The organism is Flavobacterium sp. TSSA_36, from assembly GCF_051547165.1.
Taxonomy (GTDB): domain Bacteria; phylum Bacteroidota; class Bacteroidia; order Flavobacteriales; family Flavobacteriaceae; genus Flavobacterium.
In genome coordinates, this window is record NZ_JBPTTP010000005.1 from 217,271 (window position 1) to 238,992 (window position 21,722).

Below are 21,722 nucleotides of genomic sequence, written 5' to 3' on the forward strand. Positions count from 1 at the left end.
TAATTGAAAAATTTAAAGATTTCTGCTTTTTTTTAATCTTTAAATTTTTCAATCTTATAATTTTAAAAAGTTGTTTAAAATTTGCTCTCCAACATCACCGCTCTTTTCAGGATGAAATTGTGTTCCGAAGAAATTGTCTTTCTCTAAAGCCGATGAATACTCTAATTCATAGTCTGTTGTCGCAATGGTTTCCTTGCAAAGCGGCGCATAAAAACTATGCACCAAATACATATATTCATTCTCAGCAATGCCTTTGAACAAATCCGATTTTAGATTATAAATCGTATTCCAACCCATTTGTGGCACTTTCACCTTGGAAGAAAATTTGACCACATCCACATCAAAAATTCCCAAACCTTTTGTATTCCCTTCTTCAGAGGATTGACACATCAACTGCATCCCCAAACAAATACCCAAAACAGGTTGCTTCAAGGTTGGAATCAACGTATCCAGTCCGCTTTCTTGTAGCATTTTCATTGCATAACTCGCCTCGCCCACGCCGGGAAAAATGACTTTATCTGCTGCTTTTATTTCCTCAGGATTGTTACTCAAAACTGCTTTATATCCCAATCGTTCTATGGCAAACATAATGCTTTGAATGTTTCCTGCGCCGTAATTTATGATTACTATTTTCATTATTTTAAGTTAGATATCAGAAGTTAGATATCAGAAGTTAGATGTCAGAAGTTAGATGTCAGAAGTTAGATGTCAGAAGTTTCTAATTTCCCACTTCTAACCACCCATTTATTTTAAAGCATTCCCTTCGTACTTGGTAAAATCATTTTCTCTGTATCGCGTTTCACAGCTACTTTTATAGCTTTAGCGAAAGCCTTAAAAATCGCTTCGATTTTGTGGTGTTCATTGGTGCCTTCCGCTTTGATGTTGATGTTCGCTTTTGCCCCGTCAGAAAAGGATTTGAAGAAGTGATAAAACATCTCAGTTGGCATTTTACCTACCATTTCACGCTTGAATTCAGCTTCCCAAACCAACCAATTTCTTCCGCCAAAATCAATTGCCACTTGTGACAAACAATCGTCCATTGGTAAACAAAAACCATAGCGTTCAATCCCTAATTTATTGCCTAAAGCTTTAGCAAAAACTTCTCCCAATGCAATAGCCGTATCTTCAATAGTGTGGTGCTCGTCTACTTCCAAATCGCCTTTTACCGAGATTTCTAAATCCATTTGCCCGTGACGAGCAATTTGGTCCAACATATGGTCAAAAAAAGCAATTCCAGTATCGATTTTGCTTTTTCCTGTCCCATCCAAATTTAACTGAATGGTAATGTCGGTTTCGTTCGTTTTTCTAGCAATACTAGCCGAACGAGCTTCTAATTTCAAAAACTCATAAATCGCTTTCCAATCGGTAGTTTGCAAAGCAATTACGGCGTCTAATTCCTCTTTTTTACTAGACAATTCTGCGGCTCCCAACCCTTCTTCTTGCTTCAAGAAAATGGCTTTGGCTCCTAGGTTTTTGGCTAATTCTACATCGGTCAAGCGGTCGCCCAACACAAAAGAATTCGCTAAATCATAATTCGGATTGTTAATGTACTTGGTCAACATTCCCGTTCTAGGCTTACGCGTTGGCGCATTGTCTTCAGGAAACGAGCGGTCCACAAAAATATCATCAAACAAAACGCCTTCGTTTTCAAAAGCTCTCAAAATAAAATTTTGCGTAGGCCAAAACGTATCTTCAGGAAAACTAGCGGTTCCCAAACCATCCTGATTGGTAACCATCGCTAATTCGTAGTCCAATTCTTTGGCGATTTTTGCCATATATTGAAACGCCTTTGGGTAAAATTCTAATTTGCTCAAACTGTCCAACTGATACCCTTCTGGTTCTAAAACTAGTGTTCCGTCACGGTCTATAAAAAGTACTTTTTTCATCTTGTTTTATATTGTTTATTTGGGCGTGCCCCACCAGATACTTCGACAAGCTCAGTAGGTGGGTCGGGCTTCCGTTCCCGCTTTTTTGTAACTCCGTTCCTCCGTTACAAAAAGAGCTCCACTACATCCCTCACGCAATTTACGGTTCTCTACTACTAAATGGCTAATAAAGCTTCTATCAATTTCTTATTTTCTATTTCTGTACCAATCGTCAATCGCAAGCAATTGTCGCAAAGTGGTTGCGTAGTTCTGTTACGAATCACGATGCCTTTGGCAATTAACTCATCGTATCTTTTGTTCGCATCATCCACTTTAATCAATACAAAATTCGCTTCTGTAGGATAGACAACTTCAACAAAATTTACTTTAAGTAATGCTTTAAGTAAAAGCTCTCTTTGTGCAATAATAGAAGCAATTTCTAAATCAATTTTAGTTGGTTGTTGCAAACGTTCAATCGCTCTTTGCTGCGTTAATTCATTAACATTGTAAGGCGGTTTGATTTTATTCAACACCCCAATAATAGCTTCTGAAGCATAGCAAATTCCAAGTCGAATCCCTGCCAATCCGTAGGCTTTAGACAAGGTTTGTGTAATGATCAAATTAGGATATGCATCCAATTCGTTGACCCAACTCGCTTTTGTAGAGAAGTCAATATAGGCTTCATCAATAACTACTAATCCATTGAAATTATTCAACAAATACACCACACTTTCGTCCGAAAATGAGTTACCCGTTGGGTTATTCGGTGAACAGAGAAAGATGATTTTGGTATTAGCGTCAACCGCTTCCAAAATGGCTTCTACATTTGGTTGAAATTCATTGGTCAACAACACTTCTTTGTTGGTAACATCATTCAAATTGGCCAAAACATTATACATTCCGTAGGTTGGTGGTAATGTAATTATATTATCTGTTTTAGGTTCACAAAACCCTCTAAACAATAAATCTAATACCTCGTCGCTACCGTTTCCAAGTAGGATTTGTTTCTTTTGCAAGCCTTTATTTTGCCCTAAAATCGATTTTACCGATTGTTGCTGTGGGTCTGGATAGCGATTTACACCATTTTCAAACGGATTTTCATTCGCATCCAAGAAAATCATTTGGGCAGTGTCAAAATCTTCAAATTCGTCACGTGCGGAAGAATAAGGTTTCATTGCCTTGACATTGTCTCTAATTAAATTATTTACATCGAAATTCATTGTTTGTGTATTTTAATTATCTTTGTGTTATCAAAGTACGTTTTGGACGTAAGGAGTAGGTGAAATTGAGCATAACTCGTTGATATTTAAACCAACTATTTTAGGATAGTTGGTTTTCTTTTATACATTGTTGTCATACAAAGTTCCTTTCTTCCTTTTCTAACTTCCTCTACATAATAAAAAGTATCTTTTATAATTGCTTCATAAAGTATTAAATCATTCCCAATTTTATTTTTTGAAACATGGATAATATTTTGTGATTTTACAATAATTGGAACTAATTCAAAATCTTCTTCTGTAATAGCTATTTGACCTCTTTTTGCTTCTATATTCACATTTCCATGGTTTTTCAGCGTATGATTTATTCCAAATTTATCTATTATTCGTATAAAACCAATTAATTTAAAACCTGTTTTAAGTTCCAAAATTTCAGCTTCTATTTCATCAATAATACTAATTTGAAGCTTTGAATTGATTGGATTTTTACTATTTATAGCAAATTCAACTAATTGTTTTATTTCATTTTTCACTACTCAAATTATCTGGTTATTCGTTATTTTACAATCTAAGTTAAAGGCTTACAAGCCTTTAGAAGCCTCGAAGGAATGTAGTCGAAGCGTCACCGCATTTTTATGGGCTTGCAATCCTTCAGCCTCTGCCATTAGTTCAATTGCAGGACCAATGTTTTGGATGCCCTCAGCTGTAATTTTTTGAAACGTCATCGATTTCAAGAAACTATCCAAATTGACACCACTATAATTTTTAGCATAACCATTGGTTGGCAACGTATGGTTGGTTCCTGAAGCATAGTCTCCCGCACTTTCTGGGGTGTAATTTCCAATAAAAACTGACCCTGCGTTACCAATATTATTTACATAAAAATCTTCGTTTTTAGCGCAAATAATGAAATGTTCAGGCCCGTATTCGTCAATCAAGTCCAAAGCAATCTGATCATTTTCAACATAAATCAATTTTGAGTTTTCAATAGCTTTTGTTGCAATGGCTTTTCTTGGTAACACATCCAATTGCGTTTGGATTTCAGTTTCAACCGCGTCAATTAATTCTTTTGAAGTCGAAACTAAAATCACTTGACTGTCGGTACCGTGTTCCGCTTGTGATAATAAATCAGAAGCTACAAAAGCTGGAACGGCTGTATCATCAGCTACGATTAATAATTCAGAAGGACCTGCAGGCATGTCTATAGCAACCCCAAACTGAGTCGCTAATTGTTTGGCTACCGTAACAAATTGATTTCCTGGTCCGAAAATTTTATACACTTTCGGAATTTCAGCTGTGCCAAAAGTCAATCCTGCAATGGCTTGAATGCCACCAACCTTCAAAATTTTAGTTACCCCACACAATTGAGCGGCATACAAAATGGCTGGATTGATTTTTCCTTTTTTATCTGGAGGTGAACACAACACAATTTCCTTGCAACCCGCAATATTTGCTGGAACAGCCAACATCAAAACAGTCGAAAATAATGGAGCTGTTCCGCCTGGAATATACAACCCAATCTTTTGAATCGGGCGTTTTTCTTGCCAACAAGCAACTCCTGGAGTGGTTTCTACGCTAACACGAGTCGTTTTTTGAGCGGTATGGAATTTTTCGATATTGGATTTTGCCAATTGAATCGCGTCTTTCAATTCTTGCGGAATTGATGCGATGGCTTCATTGATTTCTTCTGGAGTAACTTCAAGATTGGCTACGGCTACGCCATCAAAAAGAGAAGTGTATTTGGTAATGGCTTCGTCGCCCTTTTTTTGCACTTCTTTGAAAATTTCTTTTACAGTAGCTTCTATATCATCTACTGTTTTCGTGGGTCTTTCTAAGAGGATTGACCACGTTTCGGGTTTTGGATTGTATATTTTGTTCATTTTTATATTTTTAGTAAAATTCCAATTTTTAAAATTCCAAATTCCAATCGCTAAAATTTGGAATTTGGTTTTTCAGTATTGAAATTTAAAATTTTATAGCACCATTTTCTCAATTGGGCAAACCAAAATTCCTTCGGCGCCAACTTCTTTTAATTGATCGATGACTTCCCAAAACGTATCTTTATCTATAACCGAGTGCACACTACTCCATCCTTCTTGAGCCAATGGCAATACAGTCAAACTTCTCAATACAGGAAGAATTTTACCCACAGCATCGATTTTATCATTGGGAATATTCATCAAAATATATTTGGATCTTCTGGCTCGCAACACTGATTCGATTCTGAATTTTAAGGTGTCGATGATCTTTTGAGATTCCTTACTTACTTTGGGTGAAACGGCTAAAACCGCTTCACTTTTGAAAATCACTTCTACTTCTTTCAGATTGTTTTTAAACAACGTACTGCCACTAGAAACAATATCAACAATAGCATCGGCTAAACCTATGTTCGGAGCAATTTCTACTGATCCTGAAATTTGGTGAATATCAACGGTAACGCCTTTGGAATTGAAAAAATCAATCACGGTATTGGGATAAGAAGTAGCGATTCGCATGCCTTCTAAATCTTTTACAGAAGTATAATTAAAAGCTTTAGGAACGGCTACCGAAACTTTGCATTTTGAAAAACCTAACTTTTGAATTACTTCAATGTTTTTTCCTTTTTCGACTAACAAATTATCGCCTACGATAGCAATGTCTACTACGCCATCGATAAGATATTGAGGAATATCAGAATTTCTCAAGTACAATACTTCAAGTGGAAAATTGGAGGCTTCTGCTTTTAATTGATCGATACCATTGTCTATTGATATTCCGGCATCTTTAAGGATTTGGATGCTATCTTCGTTTAATCGTCCTGATTTTTGGATAGCAATTTTTAGTGTACTCATTTTAGTTTTTTGTTTAGATTGATTAAATTTGAGTACAACTAAGAAGGTATAAAAAAACCCGTTTGATGTACTCAAACGGGTTTTAAAATATGATGATTTACAAACATACCATTAACACATCGCTTGAGAGCAATAATGTAAATGATGATGATGTAATTGAATTGCGAACATTGTATTCTTTTTTTATTTTGAATTGCAAATATAAAATAAAAGTTTTTAAAACTACAACTTTTTGAATTCTTTTTTTTGAGTATGGTATGTAATACCTTTAAATTACTACGATAAATAAAGTTTTTTAGCAAATCCTTTTAAAAAAAATGAACACCTTTTAATTGCCTTTACAACAAAAAAAGGTGTTCAATTCAATAAATAATTAGTACATTATTATACTCATCAATTTAAAATAGGTTCAAGTTGTGGTCCTGAAGCTACTAAGCGTTTTCCTTCTTCAGTATTCGTATATTGACTAAAATAGTTAATATATCGAGAGGCCAAATCTTGTGCTTTCTCTTCCCATTCTTCAGTATTTTTATAGCTATTTCTTGGATCTAAAATCCCTTCACTAATATTAGGCAATTCTGTTGGGATTGTTAAATTTAAATAGGGCACATGCTTTGTATTTACCTCATCTATTTCTCCGCTGATAATTGCATCGATGATCGCACGAGTGTTTTTTAAGGAAATTCTTTTCCCGGTTCCATTCCATCCTGTATTTACCAAATAAGCTTTAGCGCCATGTTCTTTCATTTTTGAAATCAAAGTTTTAGAATACATGGTAGGATGTAAAGTCAAGAAAGCTTCTCCAAATGCCGGTGAGAAAGAAGGTTCAGGTGCAGTAATACCTCTTTCTGTGCCAGCCAATTTAGAGGTGTACCCGCACAAGAAGTGGTATTGCGCTTGATCTTCATCTAAGATGGAAACTGGGGGCAATACACCAAAGGCATCCGCAGATAAATAAATAATTTTCTTGGCATGTCCTGCTTTTGAAGGTAACACAATTTTGTTGATGTGATAAATTGGATAAGAAACTCTTGAATTTTCAGTAATAGAATGATCGTGATAATCGATTTCACCATATTCATCTACAATTACATTTTCTAGCAATGCATCTCTTTTGATGGCTCTCCAAATATCTGGTTCATTGTTTTCACTGAGATCAATTACTTTTGCATAACAGCCTCCTTCATAATTAAATACCCCATTAGTATCCCATCCATGTTCGTCATCACCAATTAAATAGCGTTTTGGATCAGCAGATAAAGTAGTTTTTCCAGTTCCTGAAAGGCCAAAGAAAATGGCAACATCTCCTTCTTCCCCAACGTTTGCAGAACAATGCATCGAAGCCATGCCTTTTAGTGGAAGATAATAATTCATCATGGCAAACATTCCTTTTTTCATTTCTCCACCATACCACGTACCACCAATAATTTGAATTTTTTCGGTTAAATTGAAGACTACAAAGTTCTCAGAATTGAGTCCTTGTTCTTTCCAATTGGGATTTGTGGCTTTTGAACCATTCATTACGACGAAGTCAGGTTTGCCAAAATTTTCGATTTCATGAATCGAAGGTCGAATAAACATATTAGTTACGAAATGAGCCTGCCAAGCCACTTCCATCACAAATCGAACTTTTAAGCGAGTATCAGGATTTGTGCCGCAAAAAGCATCCACGACATATAATCTTGGAGAAGTAGACAATTGTTGTAATGTCAATGATTTTAGTTCATTCCAAATAGCTTTAGTAGTTGGATAATTTGGCGTACTTATTCCACTTTCTTTATCCCAACATATAGTATCTTTTGTGATTTCGTCTTTTACAATATAGCGATCTTTTGGAGATCGTCCTGTGAAAACACCTGTTTTAACCGCAACCGCTCCAGTATCCGTTATGGCTCCTTTTTCAAATCCTTTTCTTCGGTGTGACACTTCAGCTTGATATAATTCTTCATAAGTAGGATTATAGACTACTTCATGATACCCTGTGATCCCTAAATCATGTAATTCCTGAATAATTTTAATGTTTTTCATATTCTATTGATTTAAATATTTTTTAACCCGAATTATAGTAAACAATTTCTTTTAATACACTCAAATTTAAAACTGTTTTTTTGGATTTGAACTGATAAATATCATGAAAACGAAAAAAAACGATAACGATTTAGCACTTTTTTGCAATCGGATGAAAGTCGGTTTACGCAATCGTTTTCATAACAAATTTAAAGTTTTTTTTAAGAAAAATGTTGATTTACTGATTTTTATCATGCATCTTACTATTAATATTGAGTTCTTTTACATAGCTTAAAAAAAGTAATAATTAAATTTCAGTAGTATGTTTGAATGGTTAAAATTCTTGTTTACTCCGACAGAAGAACCGGAGTTGGCGCAATCCTTAATTGTATTGTTTTTAACAATTAGTATCGGTTTTTTTGCCGGGAGATTGAAAATCGGAAAAATATCACTAGGCGTCTCTGCTGTGATGTTTGTGGGTTTGTTTTTAGGTCATTTGGGTTTTAGCATGAATCCTGATTTAATTCAATTTATAAGAGAATTTGGGCTTATTTTATTTGTTTATGGTATTGGTATACAAGTTGGTCCTACTTTCTTTTCTTCTTTCAAAAAAGAAGGTTTAGTATTTAATGGCCTAGCTGTAAGTACAGTGTTTCTTGGTGGTTTTATTGCTTATTTAATACATCTTTTTGCTAATGTAAAAATTGAAAATGCTGTAGGTTTAATGTCTGGTTCTGTAACCAATACTCCTGGATTAGGAGCTGCAAAAACAACCTTAATTGAAATTCAAAAGCAATTAAATTTACCCACAGATCACTTCTCTGATCCAGCTATTGCCTATGCAATTACCTATCCAATTGGGGTTTTTGGTATTATTCTGCTTATAATTTTGGCTAAAAGCTTCCTGAAAATTGATTTACAGAAGGAAGTAAAAATGCTAAAAGAAAAAAATAAAGAGCATGAAAATGTTATTGTACGTCAGAAATGTAGAGTCACAAAGTCTGGAATTATAGGTAAAACATTCAAACAAGTATTTAAGGAAAATAATATTGAGAATGTAATTATTTCAAGACAAAAACAAAGTGGTAGTAAAGTTGTTTATTCTCCTTCATTGGAATCAATCATTCATGATAAAGATGTATTGATGGTGGTGGCCAAACAAAAGGATATTGACAGTTTTATTCATGTGGTTGGTAAAGCTTCTACCGATTTATTCATTGAATCAGAAGATGATGTAACGACAAGAATTTTAAGTGTTACACACAAAACAGCCATTCACAAAACATTGGCCGAATTGGATTTATACAATCAATATGATGTGAAAGTTACTCGTGTTATTCGTTCTGGATTAGAAATTTTAGCACAACCTTCATTGGAATTATTCTATGGCGATACTTTGATGGTTGTTGGTAATAAAGAAGCTATTCAAGAAGCCGAAAAAATCATTGGAAATTCTAAAAAAATATTGCTAGAACCCGATTTTCTTTCTTTGTTTGGCGGTTTAATTTTTGGATTAATCATTGGTTCTATTCCAATTGTGATTCCTTCATTACCCGTTCCTTTAAAATTAGGTTTGGCAGCTGGTCCTCTTTTAGCAGCTTTGTTTATTAGTAGATATGGTGGTGTTGGTGTGATTCACTCGTATATCAACAACGGAGCCATTCACTTCATGAAAGATCTTGGAATTTGTATGTTCTTTGCCGCAGTTGGAATCAAAGCGGGGCACGGTTTTTATGAAAACTTTGTAGCAAACAATGGTTGGATGTGGATTTACTACGGCTGTTTTATCACTTTCATTCCCCTAACTCTTTTGGTACTTATCAGTCGTTTTGTTTTCAAGCTAAATTTTTATCAAATGGTTGGAATTATGAGTGGTTCTTATACAGATCCTGCAGCTTTGGCTTTTAGCACCAAATACTTAGATTCTGATATCCCTAATCAATCGTATGCTACCGTTTATCCTCTAGTAACTATTAGTCGAATTCTGGTCGCACAATTGCTTATTTTACTCTTTGCTAGTTAATCCAAATCTATTTATTTCAATTTCAATAAAAAAGGATGTCAAACTAATGACATCCTTTTTTTCGTTAGTATACAATTAAAATTAATCCTTGTCTTCCATTTGAACATCAGCTGGAACCGCTACCGTCCTTATCTCTGTATGACGAATTTCTCCACCTGTTGTTCCTGTTCTTTGTCCTAAAAATACAGCTACCGAAGCAATAATAACTGCTAGATAAGTCACCAAAACTGATTTTGCAGATTTTTTATAATTCAAATACAAACCAATTACGGAAGTTAGTCCCAAAACATACAATGCGATAGCCAATTTTTCTGCCATTTCTTCGTGTTCATGAATGATATCGTGACCAATGTTAGGCATATCTTCTACCAATTCCTCTGCTCCTTCTCCAGTTGCCATACTCACTGCAGCAAAAATAGCCGCAATAATGAACAGAAAAAACGCTGTATTCTTTACCGAATTGTTCTTCAAAAACAACCCAACTACTAAAATTCCTAATCCTAAAATCGTCCCGATAATAGGAAAATGGTTCACCACTAGGTGCAAATGTGCTTCATTCATAAGTTTTATTTTTAAGTTAAATTTTTTATTCTGCTAAATCAAAAACGCCTTTGGTCAAAATTTTAGTAGAAGCGTTGATGGAAGTATTTGGAAGTATTTCACTAAAATCCTCATTTTGTTCTCCTAAAGATACAGCTAATTTCTTGAAGGCATACTCATTTTTATTGGTTACCAAAGTAAAAACGTAATACTTGTTGTTTTCTTTAATAATAGCTTCTGTAGGTACCGCTAACCCTTTTTTAGTGTCAAAAACAATGGCCGCTTCTACAAACATACCCGTAAGTAATCTTTGCTTGGATTCGTCTTCTAAATGCCCGTGAACATTAATAGTTCTGTCATTTCCTTCAATTGATTTCCCTACCAAATGCACTTCGGCATTGAACACTTCCTTAGTCGCTTCGGGAACGGTAAATTTGATTTTTTGGCCTTTAGTTACTTTCAAAATATCTTTTTCAAACACAGCTAATTCTAAATGCAAGTGGTCTGTATCTACAATTTCCAAAATCACATCTTCAGGATTCATAAGCATTCCTACATTGGCATTCATAATCACAATATCACCAGAAATAGGAGCGTAAATAGTTATTACCGAGGTGAATTTGCCTTTCTCCACCTGAATAGGGCTAATGTGCATCAAAATTAGCTTTTGTTTCAAACTCTGATAGGTTGCCATCGCTCTTTTGTACTCGCTTTCCGCTTTGAAATAGTTCTTTTGAGAGGTGATTTTTTCATCATACAAAGTTTTTTGTCGAACAAATTCAGATTTAAGGTATTTTAATTGCTCTGCTACTTCTAAATATTCTTTTTGAATATCAATAAATGCTGTATTTTCAAGAGTTAACAAAGCTTGACCTTTACGAACTCTGTCACCCACCAAAAGTTGGGTGCTTTTTACATAACCACCAATAAAAGTGGTGACTTTTGCCCTGTTTTGAGGCGGTACATCAATCTTGCCAGATACTCTTATGGTTTCGTCAAAATCTTTCATTATGGGGCTGCTAATCACCATTCCTGCGGATTGAAATTGAGCCTGAGTGACTCTAACCAAACCATCATCTTCTGTTGTTGTTGGTGGTGTAGTTTCTTCTTTTTTACAGCTTATAAAAAGCAGTGTAAAAACTAATATATACAGTTGTTTTTTCATATTGATAAACTAATAATTAAGATAGTGTAACTCTAATTGATTGCTGTTGAATTGTAACACAGCTTCTACATATTCTATTTTTATCGCTACAGCATTTTCTAAACTTTGAATGTATTGAAAAAAGTCAATTTCTCCATTTTTATAGCTGCTATTCGCTACTTTAATGATTTCCTCAGATAATTTTTTCCCAGTGGCGTTGTAATAATTGATGCTTTCTTGGTACTTGGCAATTTCATTTTGCTGCTGACGAATAAATTGGGTCATTTTTTGTTCTTGATTAAGCTTTTGCTCTTCCCAACTTTGTGATTCTAGTTGGGCTACTTTGGTTTTGGAAACATTACCTGAAAACAAAATTGGAACCGCAATACCCACTTGAAAACCATACAAAGATTGTGACAAACCGTTATTTCTTCCTTGAAAATATTCCAAATTCAAATCGGGTAACCAATGCTGTTTTTGCAAGCTAACCTGCGATTTATACATTTTGCTAATACTCTCTAAATAAGTAGTATGAATAGCTTTATTTGATGTAGTATCCAAAGTAGGTATTGGTACTAACTCTTTCTCTAAAATGCTTATTTTTTCATCGGATTGCACCAAAGCTTGCAAGGATTCATATTGTGCTTTTTTCGCAAAATTGATTTGCGTGAGCTTGGTTTTAATCTGTCTGTATTTCGATTGAGCCGTAATTTTTTCTAAATAATTGGTTTCGCCTAATTCAAAACGACGATCACTGGCTTTAGAAAAATTTTGGTACAAACTATCTAAATAAGTGTACAAACGTTCTTGATGTTGCCAATAGACGATTTGCTCATAGGTTTTGGCTACTTGTAATGAAAGTTTGTTTTTTTGAAGCTCAAAATTGGCTTTCTCTTTCTCAAATTCTGAGGTATTCGCTTTCTTTTGGACGCCATAAACAGTAGGAAACAAAAACCGTTGTTGTACTCCAAAAACTTTCAGCGGTAGATTATTCAAAGCCAAATTATTTTGATCGTACGAATAATACACATTAGTTTTTTCGAAGGTAAAACTGCTTTTGATGTTCTCTTGCATTTTATTGACTTGCAATGCCGCAGCCTTGATACCTTTGTTGTTTTCAAGGGCTTTGGCTATTAAGACCTCACGTGACATCGATGTGTTTTGGGCAAATCCAAAACTACACACCAACAAAAGTAAAATAAGAGTAAGATGCTTTTTGCCTTTTTTCAATTTGGGTCTTTTGAATTCTTTTGAATCGAAGACTTTAAACAGAATCGGCAATACAATTAAGGTCAAAACCGTAGCTGTAAAAAGCCCACCAATTACTACGGTCGCCAAAGGACGTTGTACCTCTGCCCCTGCCGATGATGAAATCGCCATTGGTAAAAAACCTAAAGCGGCTGCAGCGGCTGTCAATAAGACAGGTCGTAAACGATCGGTAGTTCCTTTTAAAATTAAGGCATTCATATCGGTCATTCCTTGATGTTTTAGTTCTTTAAAATGTTCAATCAGTACAATACCATTCAATACTGCGATACCAAAAAGGGCAATGAAACCAACCCCTGCCGAAATACTAAAAGGCAAATCACGTAGCCACAAAAATAATATTCCTCCAACGGCAGATAACGGAATCGCTGAATACACCATCAAAGCTTCTTTCATTGAGCCAAAAGCAAAATACAACAGAATAAATATCAAAAGTAAAGCGATAGGAACTGCAATAAGTAATCGAGCTTTGGCACTTTCTAAATTTTCGAATTGTCCGCCGTATTGTACATAATACCCCGCTGGTAATTTGATTTGTGCAGCTACAATCTTTTGAATATCGGTCACTACACTTTGTAAATCTCGATTTCGAACATTGATTCCTACTACAATGCGTCGGTTGGTATTGTCTCGCGATATTTTGGCGGGTCCTTCTGCATAATCAATGGTCGCCAACTCATTCAACGGAATTTGAGCGCCATTGGGGACAGAAACATATAAGTTTTTCAAATCCTCGATACTCTTTCTGTTGGTTTGATCTAGGCGAATGACCATATCGAATCGTTTTTCGCCTTCAAATACATTTCCTACCACTTTTCCAGCAAAGCTAAGTGCGATGGCATCATTCAAGTCTTCAATATTCAAACCGTAGCGGGCAATTTTAGAACGGTCATATTGCACGTACATTTGAGGTAAACCTTCTGTTTTTTCAATAATAACATCTGAAGCTCCAGGAACTTTTTTGATGGCGCGTTCAATTTCGTGTGCTATTCTGGCTAAAACATCCAAATCGGTTCCGAAAATCTTAATCGCCACATCAGAACGTGTTCCAGAAATCAATTCATTAAAACGCATTTCGATAGGTTGTGTAAACTCGATTTCCATATTTGGAATTTGAGCGTTTAAAGCTTCTTTGATTTTATCGGCCAATTCATCTTTGGAAGTGGCAGAAACCCATTCCGCCTTTGGTTTTAATTTCACAATAATATCACTTTCCTCCATCGACATTGGGTCTGTGGGAACTTCGGCAGCACCAATTCTAGATACTACTTGCGCTACTTCAGGGAAATTTTTCAATATGATTTTCTCCATTTTAGTAGTGGTTTCGATGGTTTTGGTCAAAGAAGTTCCTGTTTTCAGTACAGGTTGAATCACAAAATCTCCTTCATCTAAGGTCGGAATAAATTCACCTCCCATCGTACTAAACACGACACTAGAAAACACTAATAACGCAATGGCTCCGTACAATACTTTTTTGGTATTATCCAAAGCCCAAGTAATGGTGGGAACATACCAAGCATTCAATTTTTGGATTAATTTGACCGAAATAGAATTTGGATTTTCTTTTGTTGGTTTTAAAAACATAGAAGCTACAACAGGAACATAAGTAAAACAGAAAATCATCGCGCCCAATAAAGCAAAACTAAACGTCATTACCATAGGTTTGAACATTTTTCCTTCGATACCTGATAATGACAAAATAGGAATGAAAACAATCAAAATGATTAACTGACCAAAAATGGCAGAATTCATCATTTTTGAAGCACTTTTATAAGTAATTTGATCAATCTCTATTTGGCGATTTTCTTTGTTTAATCCTGCCAAATGTGCCGAATTTTGTGCAATTTGAAAGGCAATGAACTCCACAATAATTACCGCACCATCGATAATAATTCCAAAATCAATGGCACCTAAACTCATCAAATTGGCATCGACGCCAAAAATGTTCATAAACGAAATGGCAAACAGCAAACACAACGGAATCACCGAAGCTACAACCAATCCAGAACGCCAATTCCCAAGCAATACAACCACGACAAAGATTACAATGAGACAACCTAAAATTAAATTCTCAGCTACTGTAAAGGTGGTCTTCTCAACGAGTTCACTTCTTTCTAGAAAACCATTGATATACACTCCTTCTGGTAGTGATTTTTGTATTTCGGCCACCCTGTCTTTAACATCACTAATGACTTGCTTAGAGTTGGCTCCTTTGAGCATCATCACTTGTCCGAGTACCTTCTCACCTTCTCCGTTTCCAGTAATCGCTCCAAAACGATTGGCGTGACCAAATTGAACTTTGGCAATATTTTTAATCAAAACGGGAAGACCATTGGTGTTTTTAACCACAATGTTTTCAATATCTTGAATACTATTCACTTTTCCTTCACCACGAATGAAATAACTTTGATTCGTCTTTTCGATATAAGCCCCACCGGCAATACTGTTATTCTTCTCTAAAGCGGTAAAAATTTCTGTCAAGCTACAATTCATTGCCTTTAATTCCGAAGGACGAATACTGATTTCGTATTGTTTTAAATAACCACCCCAAGTGTTGATTTCGACCACTCCATTAATTCCAGACAATTGTCGTTTCACAATCCAATCCTGAATCGTTCTTAAATCGGTTATGGAGTAGTTGTTTTTAAACTGAGGTTTCACCTCTAAAGTGTATTGATAAATTTCTCCCAATCCAGTGGTGATTGGCCCCATTTCGGGAATACCAAAACCTTCGGGGATTTTTTCGGAAGCCGCTTTTATTTTTTCGGCGATTAATTGACGAGGCAAATAGGTTCCCAAATCGTCATCAAAAACAATGGTAACGACCGATAATCCGAATTTTGAAATAGAACGAATTTCTTTTACGCCTGGCAAATTAGCCATTTCAATCTCTACGGGATAGGTTATAAATTGCTCTATATCTTGAGTAGAAAGATTGCGCGAAGTGGTAATCACTTGCACTTGATTATTGGTAACATCAGGAACAGCACCAATAGAAATTTGGAATACAGAAAACAATCCAAATCCGAACACGCTCAAAGTAAACAATAATACAATGAGTTTGTTTTGGATAGAAAATGCTATGATTTTATTTAGCATACTAGTAAATTAAAAATTATACGTTTAGAATCATTAGAATACCAATAATTCAGTAAAATAGTAATTATCAAAAAGATAATTAACGATAAAGATAATTTTAAACTAGTTTAGGCGGTTGCCAAATAGCACTAAATACATTAGAAATATACCATTCTTTGTAAATCGGAAGTGATTGATTTACGACTGTTGGTACAAGATTCTTTAAAGTAAAAATAGATTGAGGTTCCTCAAAAGCCAAGACAACCGTATCAAGATTGATAGTTTGGCTTTTGAATGGTAAGTTTTCATGTTTGTCGTGACCATCAGTATCGGTGTGTTTGTTTAAATTATTGTAATGACTGATGGTAAAATCTACAAACGAAAAGGCTTGTTCTTGATTGTGATTTTTGTGCTCTAAATAATGCTGAACCAAATTGGGTATTTTAAATAACTGCCCTATCTCTGTGTTGGAATACACAAAAACAAATAAGAAAAATAAAGTCATTATTTTTTTGACAGACATATCCAACTACTTTCAAAAGTTATAGCCTCAAGCTTTGGTACAAAAGTAAGTGGTAAATATATGAAATATCTTAAGAACGGCTTAAAAAGAGATTAATGAAAACTTAAAATTACTTGAGTTCCTTTGCCTATTTCACTAACAATTTCAATGGTCATAGGAAGCAATTCTACTATTCGTTTTACTATAGAAAGTCCTAATCCAGAGCCTTTTATAGTAGGATGATTAGTCGCATCAGAACGATAAAAAGGATTGTATATTTTATCCAAATCGGCTTTGGCTATACCAATTCCTTGGTCAGTAATGATACAGAAAGTGCCTTTTTCGTTATGATTCAAATCAATTGTGATTGTAGCATTTTCTCCAGAATACTTGATGGCATTACTGATAATATTTCCAATAATAATTGCCACTAAGTAATGATCGGATTCGATATAATAATCAGCAGTAAATTGACTAACAACGGTTGTTTTCTTTGATTTTATCTTTTCTGAATACATCGTCAAAGTATCCAAAATCAATGCGTTCAAATACACCTTTTCGATTTTTAATCGTTGTTTTTGATTCTCGAAACGTGCTAATAACAACAATTGGTCCACCAAATTATTGAGTCGATTGACTTCTTTAATACTATATGAAATTTTCTCTTCATACTCAGCTTGTGTTCTCGGTTTACGTATCAAAACTTCTAAAGTACCTTTCAAAACTGTTAGCGGAGTTCTTAATTCGTGAGAAGCATCCGAGGTGAATTGTTTTTCACGTTCTACAGCATTTTCTATTCGATCGAGCAAATCATTGATTGTTTTGGAAAGCGTATAGAGTTCATCTTTGTTTTGAGGTAAAACGATGCGTCCTTTTAGGTTGTCTTTTGTGATGTTACTAGAGGTTTCGGTGATGGCAGTAACAGGTTTTATGCTTCGACCTGCAATCAATCGAGCAATAAGAAAAAGTAAAATGAGTATTAAAGGAAAAGAAACGAAAAGGGTATTGCGCAAGTTGGTCAAAATCATTTGCGCATCATCTAATGACATTGCTACAAACAGATGACCTACAATTTTTTGCTCGTCATACAGCGGAACTTGAATCTGACGAATAGGTGTTTTATTTAAATAGGTATCAATGAATTTGTTGTCAAAAGACTCTTTATACATTTTAAGTTGCAAGCCTTTCAAATTGGGAGATTTGTCAATTAATTGATTGTTACTATCAAAAAACTGAACAAAAACAGGGTTAACATTTACAGTGTTATGCTCTCTAGCACGCCATTGATCGACTTGAATTAAATACGTATTGTTGCGATCGATTTCAATTTCCTCTAAATGCTTTTGAACCTCAGTTTGAATGTCTTCATTGATATGCGTGTTCACATTGTATTTCATACTTTGATAAATCACAATGAAAACTACAGAAATTAAGAGCCCAGTGCTCAAAATATAGTTAAAGGCAATTCTGTCTTTGTATGAAAATGAAAACATATTTATGTGAAATTAATCATTAGCAATATAGCCAACGCCACGAATGGTTTTGATGAGATCTTCTTCTTTGTTCAGATTGAGTTTTTTTCGGATGGCGTTCATAAAAACATCAATAACTCCTGTATCGTATTCAAAATGAATATCCCAAACGTCCTCAATAATTTGATTTCGAGTACAAACTTTTCCTTTGTTTTTGATTAAATATACTAATAATTCATATTCGCGTTGCGTAAGATTAACTTCTTGATCGCCCAGCAGCACTTGATGTTTGGACGGATCAATGCTGATGTTGCCCAAAACCAATATATCATTGGAAGCGGTATTTCTAAAATGAATTTTAATTCGTTCAATTAATTCATCAAAACTAAAAGGTTTTTTGATGTAATCATTCGCTCCTGCTTTTAAGCCTTCTATCGTTTCTTGTACGGTATCTCTAGCAGTTAAAAACAAAATAGGTGTTTGAATATTGGCTTTTCGAATGGCTTTACAAATGTCTATTCCGTTCATTTTCGGGAGCATCCAATCTAGTAAAATTACGTTTACTTTTTGCTCTAATGCCAAAGCTAAACCAGCTTCTCCATCATAAGCTACCAATACGGTATAGCCTTCTTCTTCTAAACCTTGCTTGAGGAAATCTGCAATTCCAACTTCGTCTTCTACAATAAGAATTTTCATAGTTACTGCATTAAAAACTTGAATCCAAGTGAAACAATATCAGCTTTCAAACCATCACTTCTATCGTAATGATTATATCTAAAATCAATATTTTTCAAGCCAAATTTCCAAATATTTGCTCTAGTAAAAATATCGGTATAATTGACTCCAAATCCATATTGATTGGCATCAAAAGCTGACAAATCATAATCAGAAGTATAGTATTGATCCGTTGATAAATGCGTATTAATAGGCGCAAAATAGTCAGAGGCCGTTTGTGTATAATAACGATACATAGGGAAAACCGTAAAGCGATCCGTTAGTTTTATTGGTAATTCAACACTAGCGGTATGTGATTGTATTCCCCAGTTATCAGAATAGAATCGATAATAGGTCCTCAGTACAAAGCGTTCATTGATGTAATAATGCAACCTTGCTCCTATGGGTAGTTTGAATCTTGAATCTGGTAGGCGTTCAATATCATTTGCCAATTGGAAATCATTGATAAAGGAAGCGGCCACATCTTTGAAATACACCCTTTGATAAGGTGTAGATAACAAACCTTGCTGTTGTAGTACATCCAAGAACACCGATGCTTGCAATTTTTTATTAATCACTTGCGACAAACTTAACGATACAGAATAGGAATTTCTTTTCTTATCCTTATGGAATTCGAATTGATTTGGATTATAAGCTGTATTTCCTGTAATGGTAAAATAATCAAATATTCCGCCATTCAAATTATCCCCATTATTTTTGAAATCCTGTAATTCTTTCGGATAAATAGGTTTCCACGTATCCAAATACGCACTGGCAGAAAGGCTTACTTCTGTATTTTTATCATTAAATTCTTTGGTAACTCCACCACCAAATCCAATAGAAGAATAATCATATTCCACCGAAGCAGAAACGTGAGCATTCCAAATCGTGTTTCTATCATCAGAACTTGCAGAGTACGATAAAGCCAAACTGGTTAATTGGTCTGATTGCGATGCTCCCGAACTTGATTGCCAAGGCGATGGCGTATTGCTATCAAAAGGATTAATATTACTTGATGAAGCTGAAGAATAAGCAGAAATACCAATATCTGCTGTCAGTACTTCATCATCGCTTAATGGCATTGCTACCACTATTGCAGCTGTAACATCGGTCAGGTTTTCGGTTCCGCTACCACCAGAAACAGCTGAATGTATCCCATCTTGTTTGTAGTAGCTTAGCAAGAAATCAACTTCGGTAGTTTCTAATACTCTTTTCTTAAATCCAACTGCTGTAGAGTCTTTCTGTTGCCCATTGGCAAAGAAAACAATACTCAGTAATAGAATGGATAGGGCTTTTTTCATTATCTATATTTCAATTAAATAAATTATTTTGAGGATCTAGTTGCATCCACAACCACCACCAGTTTTTCCTCCATTAGCTCCAGCAGAAGCTTCTCTGTAGACCTGAAAAGTGGTTTCATAGCGTTCTGATGCTCTTGCAGCAAGCTTCATATCAGGGTCATTTATAGCTACTTTTTCATATTCTTTTACAGAAGTACAAGATTGTAAAGCGGCTACTAGTACACTAGCAAAAAGTAATTTTTTCATTAGTTAAATTTTTTAATATCAATATTTTTAGAGGTATGTATTTCCCCTTTATCGTCAACAATTATACATCCAATGCCTTTTAGCTGGTTGACTAAGTTCAAGCCTACATCAACTCCCAAAACAAAAATTCCAGTAGCAAGAGCATCCGCAATTTCAGTTTGTTTGGCAAAAACAGAAACACTCACCACTCCTTGCGCTGGATAACCCGTTCTAGGATCAATGATATGAGAATAGCGTTTGCCATCAAAAACCACAAATTTTTCGTAACTCCCCGAAGTTTCAACAGCACTATTTTCGAGCGGGAAAGTAGCGAATACTTTGCTTTTATTCATTGGATTAACAATAGCTACAGTCCAAGGTTTACCTGTCGTTTGATAGCCCCAAGCGTTAATATCGCCCGATACATTTACAATTCCAGAAGTACAACCTTTTGATAGCAATAAGTCTTTGATTTTATCTGCAATATAGCCTTGACCAATACCGCCTAAACCCAATTTCATTCCTTTTTCCTTCAAATAAATAGTCTGTGCTTTGGTATCCAAAACAATTTTTTGATACCCAATTCTGGCTACCGATTGTTTGATAGCTTCGGGAGTGGGCATTTCCTTCATACTTCCGTCAAATTTCCAAATTTTATCCATCGAAGCATAAGAAATATCAAAAGCTCCCGAAGTTAGCTGTGATACTTTTATAGCACGTTCTACTAAATCATAGACTTCTTTATCAACTTTAACGGGTTGAATTCCCGAATTTTTACTCACTTGAGATATTTGTGTGGTTGGAATCCAATCTGAAATTAGATTTTCAATGCGCTTTACTTCGGCAACAGCCACATCAATATAAACATTGGCTTGAATCGTATCTTTAGCAACGACAGTCATTTCAAAAGGACTTCCTAGCATATACAATTTTCGCTTGTGGGTCACTTGCCCAAAAGCCAAAACAGATGTTAAAAGGAATAAAAGAATTATATTTTTCATTTTTTCTCTAACGAATGAATCAATTGTATGTAATCATTAGCAGGGACATTTTTAAAACCCGTCATTCCTAAAATTTTCCCAGTTTTATCAAGCAATACAACCAAAGGAAAACTTCCCCCGCGATTGTATTTTTCGGCTAATTTTTGATTAGCAGCGGTTAAATCAGGAGCTAATTGATTGGCTTTTTTCTTTGGAAAATCAGCTTTATAAATGATCCAATTCTTCTCGGATTCTTGTTTGAAGGCATCTGATTTCCAAACTACATTATCTAACTTCATACAAGGAGCACACCAATCGGAGCCAGAAAAAACCAAAACAAGATGCTTATCATCTCTTGAAGCCTCAGCTTTTGCTTCTTCAAAATTAGTTCTCCAATTCTGGGTATAGCCCACAAAATTTAAGAATAAAACACTCAAAAAAAGATTGATTTTCATAATCTGTAGTATTTATTGACCTTGTAAAAGTATTGTATTAAAGCCTAAAACGCCACTATTCGAAACTTATTTTAAGGGAATCTTAATTTAAAATTCATGTGA

General features: G+C 34.9%; 18 protein-coding genes. 1 reads left to right on the forward strand and 17 read right to left on the reverse strand.

The annotated features are described in order from the left end of the window. Positions 1-54 precede the first annotated feature (54 nt). From hisH to pckA, 7 genes are all read right to left on the reverse strand, one after another. Positions 55-636, reverse strand: coding sequence for an imidazole glycerol phosphate synthase subunit HisH (hisH, locus tag ACSVH7_RS11625; protein ID WP_438066864.1), 582 nt, complete (start codon positions 634-636; stop codon positions 55-57). 113 nt (positions 637-749) lie between these two features. Next, entirely contained in the window at positions 750-1,886 is a 1,137-nt protein-coding gene (gene hisB / locus ACSVH7_RS11630) for a bifunctional histidinol-phosphatase/imidazoleglycerol-phosphate dehydratase HisB (protein ID WP_438066865.1), read from the reverse strand. 155 nt (positions 1,887-2,041) lie between these two features. Next, positions 2,042-3,085 (reverse strand): histidinol-phosphate transaminase, encoded by a 1,044-nt coding sequence (hisC, locus tag ACSVH7_RS11635; RefSeq protein WP_438066866.1) that lies wholly within the window; start codon positions 3,083-3,085, stop codon positions 2,042-2,044. 95 nt (positions 3,086-3,180) lie between these two features. Next, a complete protein-coding gene (locus ACSVH7_RS11640) occupies positions 3,181-3,615 on the reverse strand; it encodes a hypothetical protein (RefSeq protein ID WP_438066867.1) in 435 nt (144 codons plus the stop codon). A 48-nt stretch (positions 3,616-3,663) separates the two neighbouring features. Next, positions 3,664-4,962 carry a histidinol dehydrogenase gene (hisD, locus tag ACSVH7_RS11645; protein WP_438066868.1) on the reverse strand — a complete coding sequence of 433 codons (1,299 nt, stop codon included), beginning with the start codon at positions 4,960-4,962 and terminating at the stop codon, positions 3,664-3,666. 93 nt (positions 4,963-5,055) lie between these two features. Then, the gene (hisG, locus tag ACSVH7_RS11650) at positions 5,056-5,913 is read right to left on the reverse strand and encodes an ATP phosphoribosyltransferase (protein ID WP_438066869.1); all 858 of its coding nucleotides are present in this window, start codon (positions 5,911-5,913) and stop codon (positions 5,056-5,058) included. Positions 5,914-6,306: 393 nt separating this feature from the next. After that, positions 6,307-7,941: a phosphoenolpyruvate carboxykinase (ATP) gene (pckA, locus tag ACSVH7_RS11655; protein WP_438066870.1), complete on the reverse strand. Its 1,635-nt coding sequence runs from the start codon at positions 7,939-7,941 to the stop codon at positions 6,307-6,309. 301 nt (positions 7,942-8,242) lie between these two features. Between pckA and ACSVH7_RS11660 the strand changes: the two genes are divergently transcribed. Then, positions 8,243-9,943, forward strand: a complete 1,701-nt coding sequence (locus ACSVH7_RS11660; protein ID WP_438066871.1) for a putative transporter — start codon at positions 8,243-8,245, stop codon at positions 9,941-9,943. Positions 9,944-10,024: 81 nt separating this feature from the next. On the opposite strand, the gene ACSVH7_RS11665 is transcribed toward ACSVH7_RS11660, so the two are convergent. The 10 genes from ACSVH7_RS11665 to ACSVH7_RS11710 form a co-directional block, all read right to left on the reverse strand. Continuing rightward, positions 10,025-10,504, reverse strand: coding sequence for a DUF2231 domain-containing protein (locus tag ACSVH7_RS11665; RefSeq protein WP_438066872.1), 480 nt, complete (start codon positions 10,502-10,504; stop codon positions 10,025-10,027). A 25-nt stretch (positions 10,505-10,529) separates the two neighbouring features. After that, positions 10,530-11,648, reverse strand: a complete 1,119-nt coding sequence (locus ACSVH7_RS11670; protein ID WP_438066873.1) for an efflux RND transporter periplasmic adaptor subunit — start codon at positions 11,646-11,648, stop codon at positions 10,530-10,532. Positions 11,649-11,657: 9 nt separating this feature from the next. Next, positions 11,658-15,992: a CusA/CzcA family heavy metal efflux RND transporter gene (locus tag ACSVH7_RS11675; protein ID WP_438066874.1), complete on the reverse strand. Its 4,335-nt coding sequence runs from the start codon at positions 15,990-15,992 to the stop codon at positions 11,658-11,660. A gap of 97 nt (positions 15,993-16,089) precedes the next feature. After that, positions 16,090-16,476, reverse strand: coding sequence for a hypothetical protein (locus ACSVH7_RS11680; RefSeq protein WP_438066875.1), 387 nt, complete (start codon positions 16,474-16,476; stop codon positions 16,090-16,092). Between the two features lie 110 nt (positions 16,477-16,586). Next, entirely contained in the window at positions 16,587-17,966 is a 1,380-nt protein-coding gene (locus ACSVH7_RS11685; RefSeq protein WP_438066876.1) for a sensor histidine kinase, read from the reverse strand. Between the two features lie 12 nt (positions 17,967-17,978). After that, entirely contained in the window at positions 17,979-18,641 is a 663-nt protein-coding gene (locus ACSVH7_RS11690; RefSeq protein ID WP_438066877.1) for a response regulator transcription factor, read from the reverse strand. A 2-nt stretch (positions 18,642-18,643) separates the two neighbouring features. Continuing rightward, positions 18,644-19,960, reverse strand: coding sequence for a DUF3570 domain-containing protein (locus ACSVH7_RS11695; RefSeq protein WP_438066878.1), 1,317 nt, complete (start codon positions 19,958-19,960; stop codon positions 18,644-18,646). Between the two features lie 36 nt (positions 19,961-19,996). Continuing rightward, positions 19,997-20,206, reverse strand: coding sequence for a DUF4266 domain-containing protein (locus ACSVH7_RS11700; RefSeq protein ID WP_159685311.1), 210 nt, complete (start codon positions 20,204-20,206; stop codon positions 19,997-19,999). After that, positions 20,206-21,186, reverse strand: coding sequence for an FAD:protein FMN transferase (locus ACSVH7_RS11705; protein ID WP_438066879.1), 981 nt, complete (start codon positions 21,184-21,186; stop codon positions 20,206-20,208). The genes ACSVH7_RS11700 and ACSVH7_RS11705 overlap by 1 nt, the downstream gene beginning before the upstream one ends. Next, positions 21,183-21,620, reverse strand: a complete 438-nt coding sequence (locus ACSVH7_RS11710) for a thioredoxin family protein (protein WP_438066880.1) — start codon at positions 21,618-21,620, stop codon at positions 21,183-21,185. Before ACSVH7_RS11710 ends, ACSVH7_RS11705 begins: the two co-directional genes overlap by 4 nt. Positions 21,621-21,722: the final 102 nt, after the last annotated feature.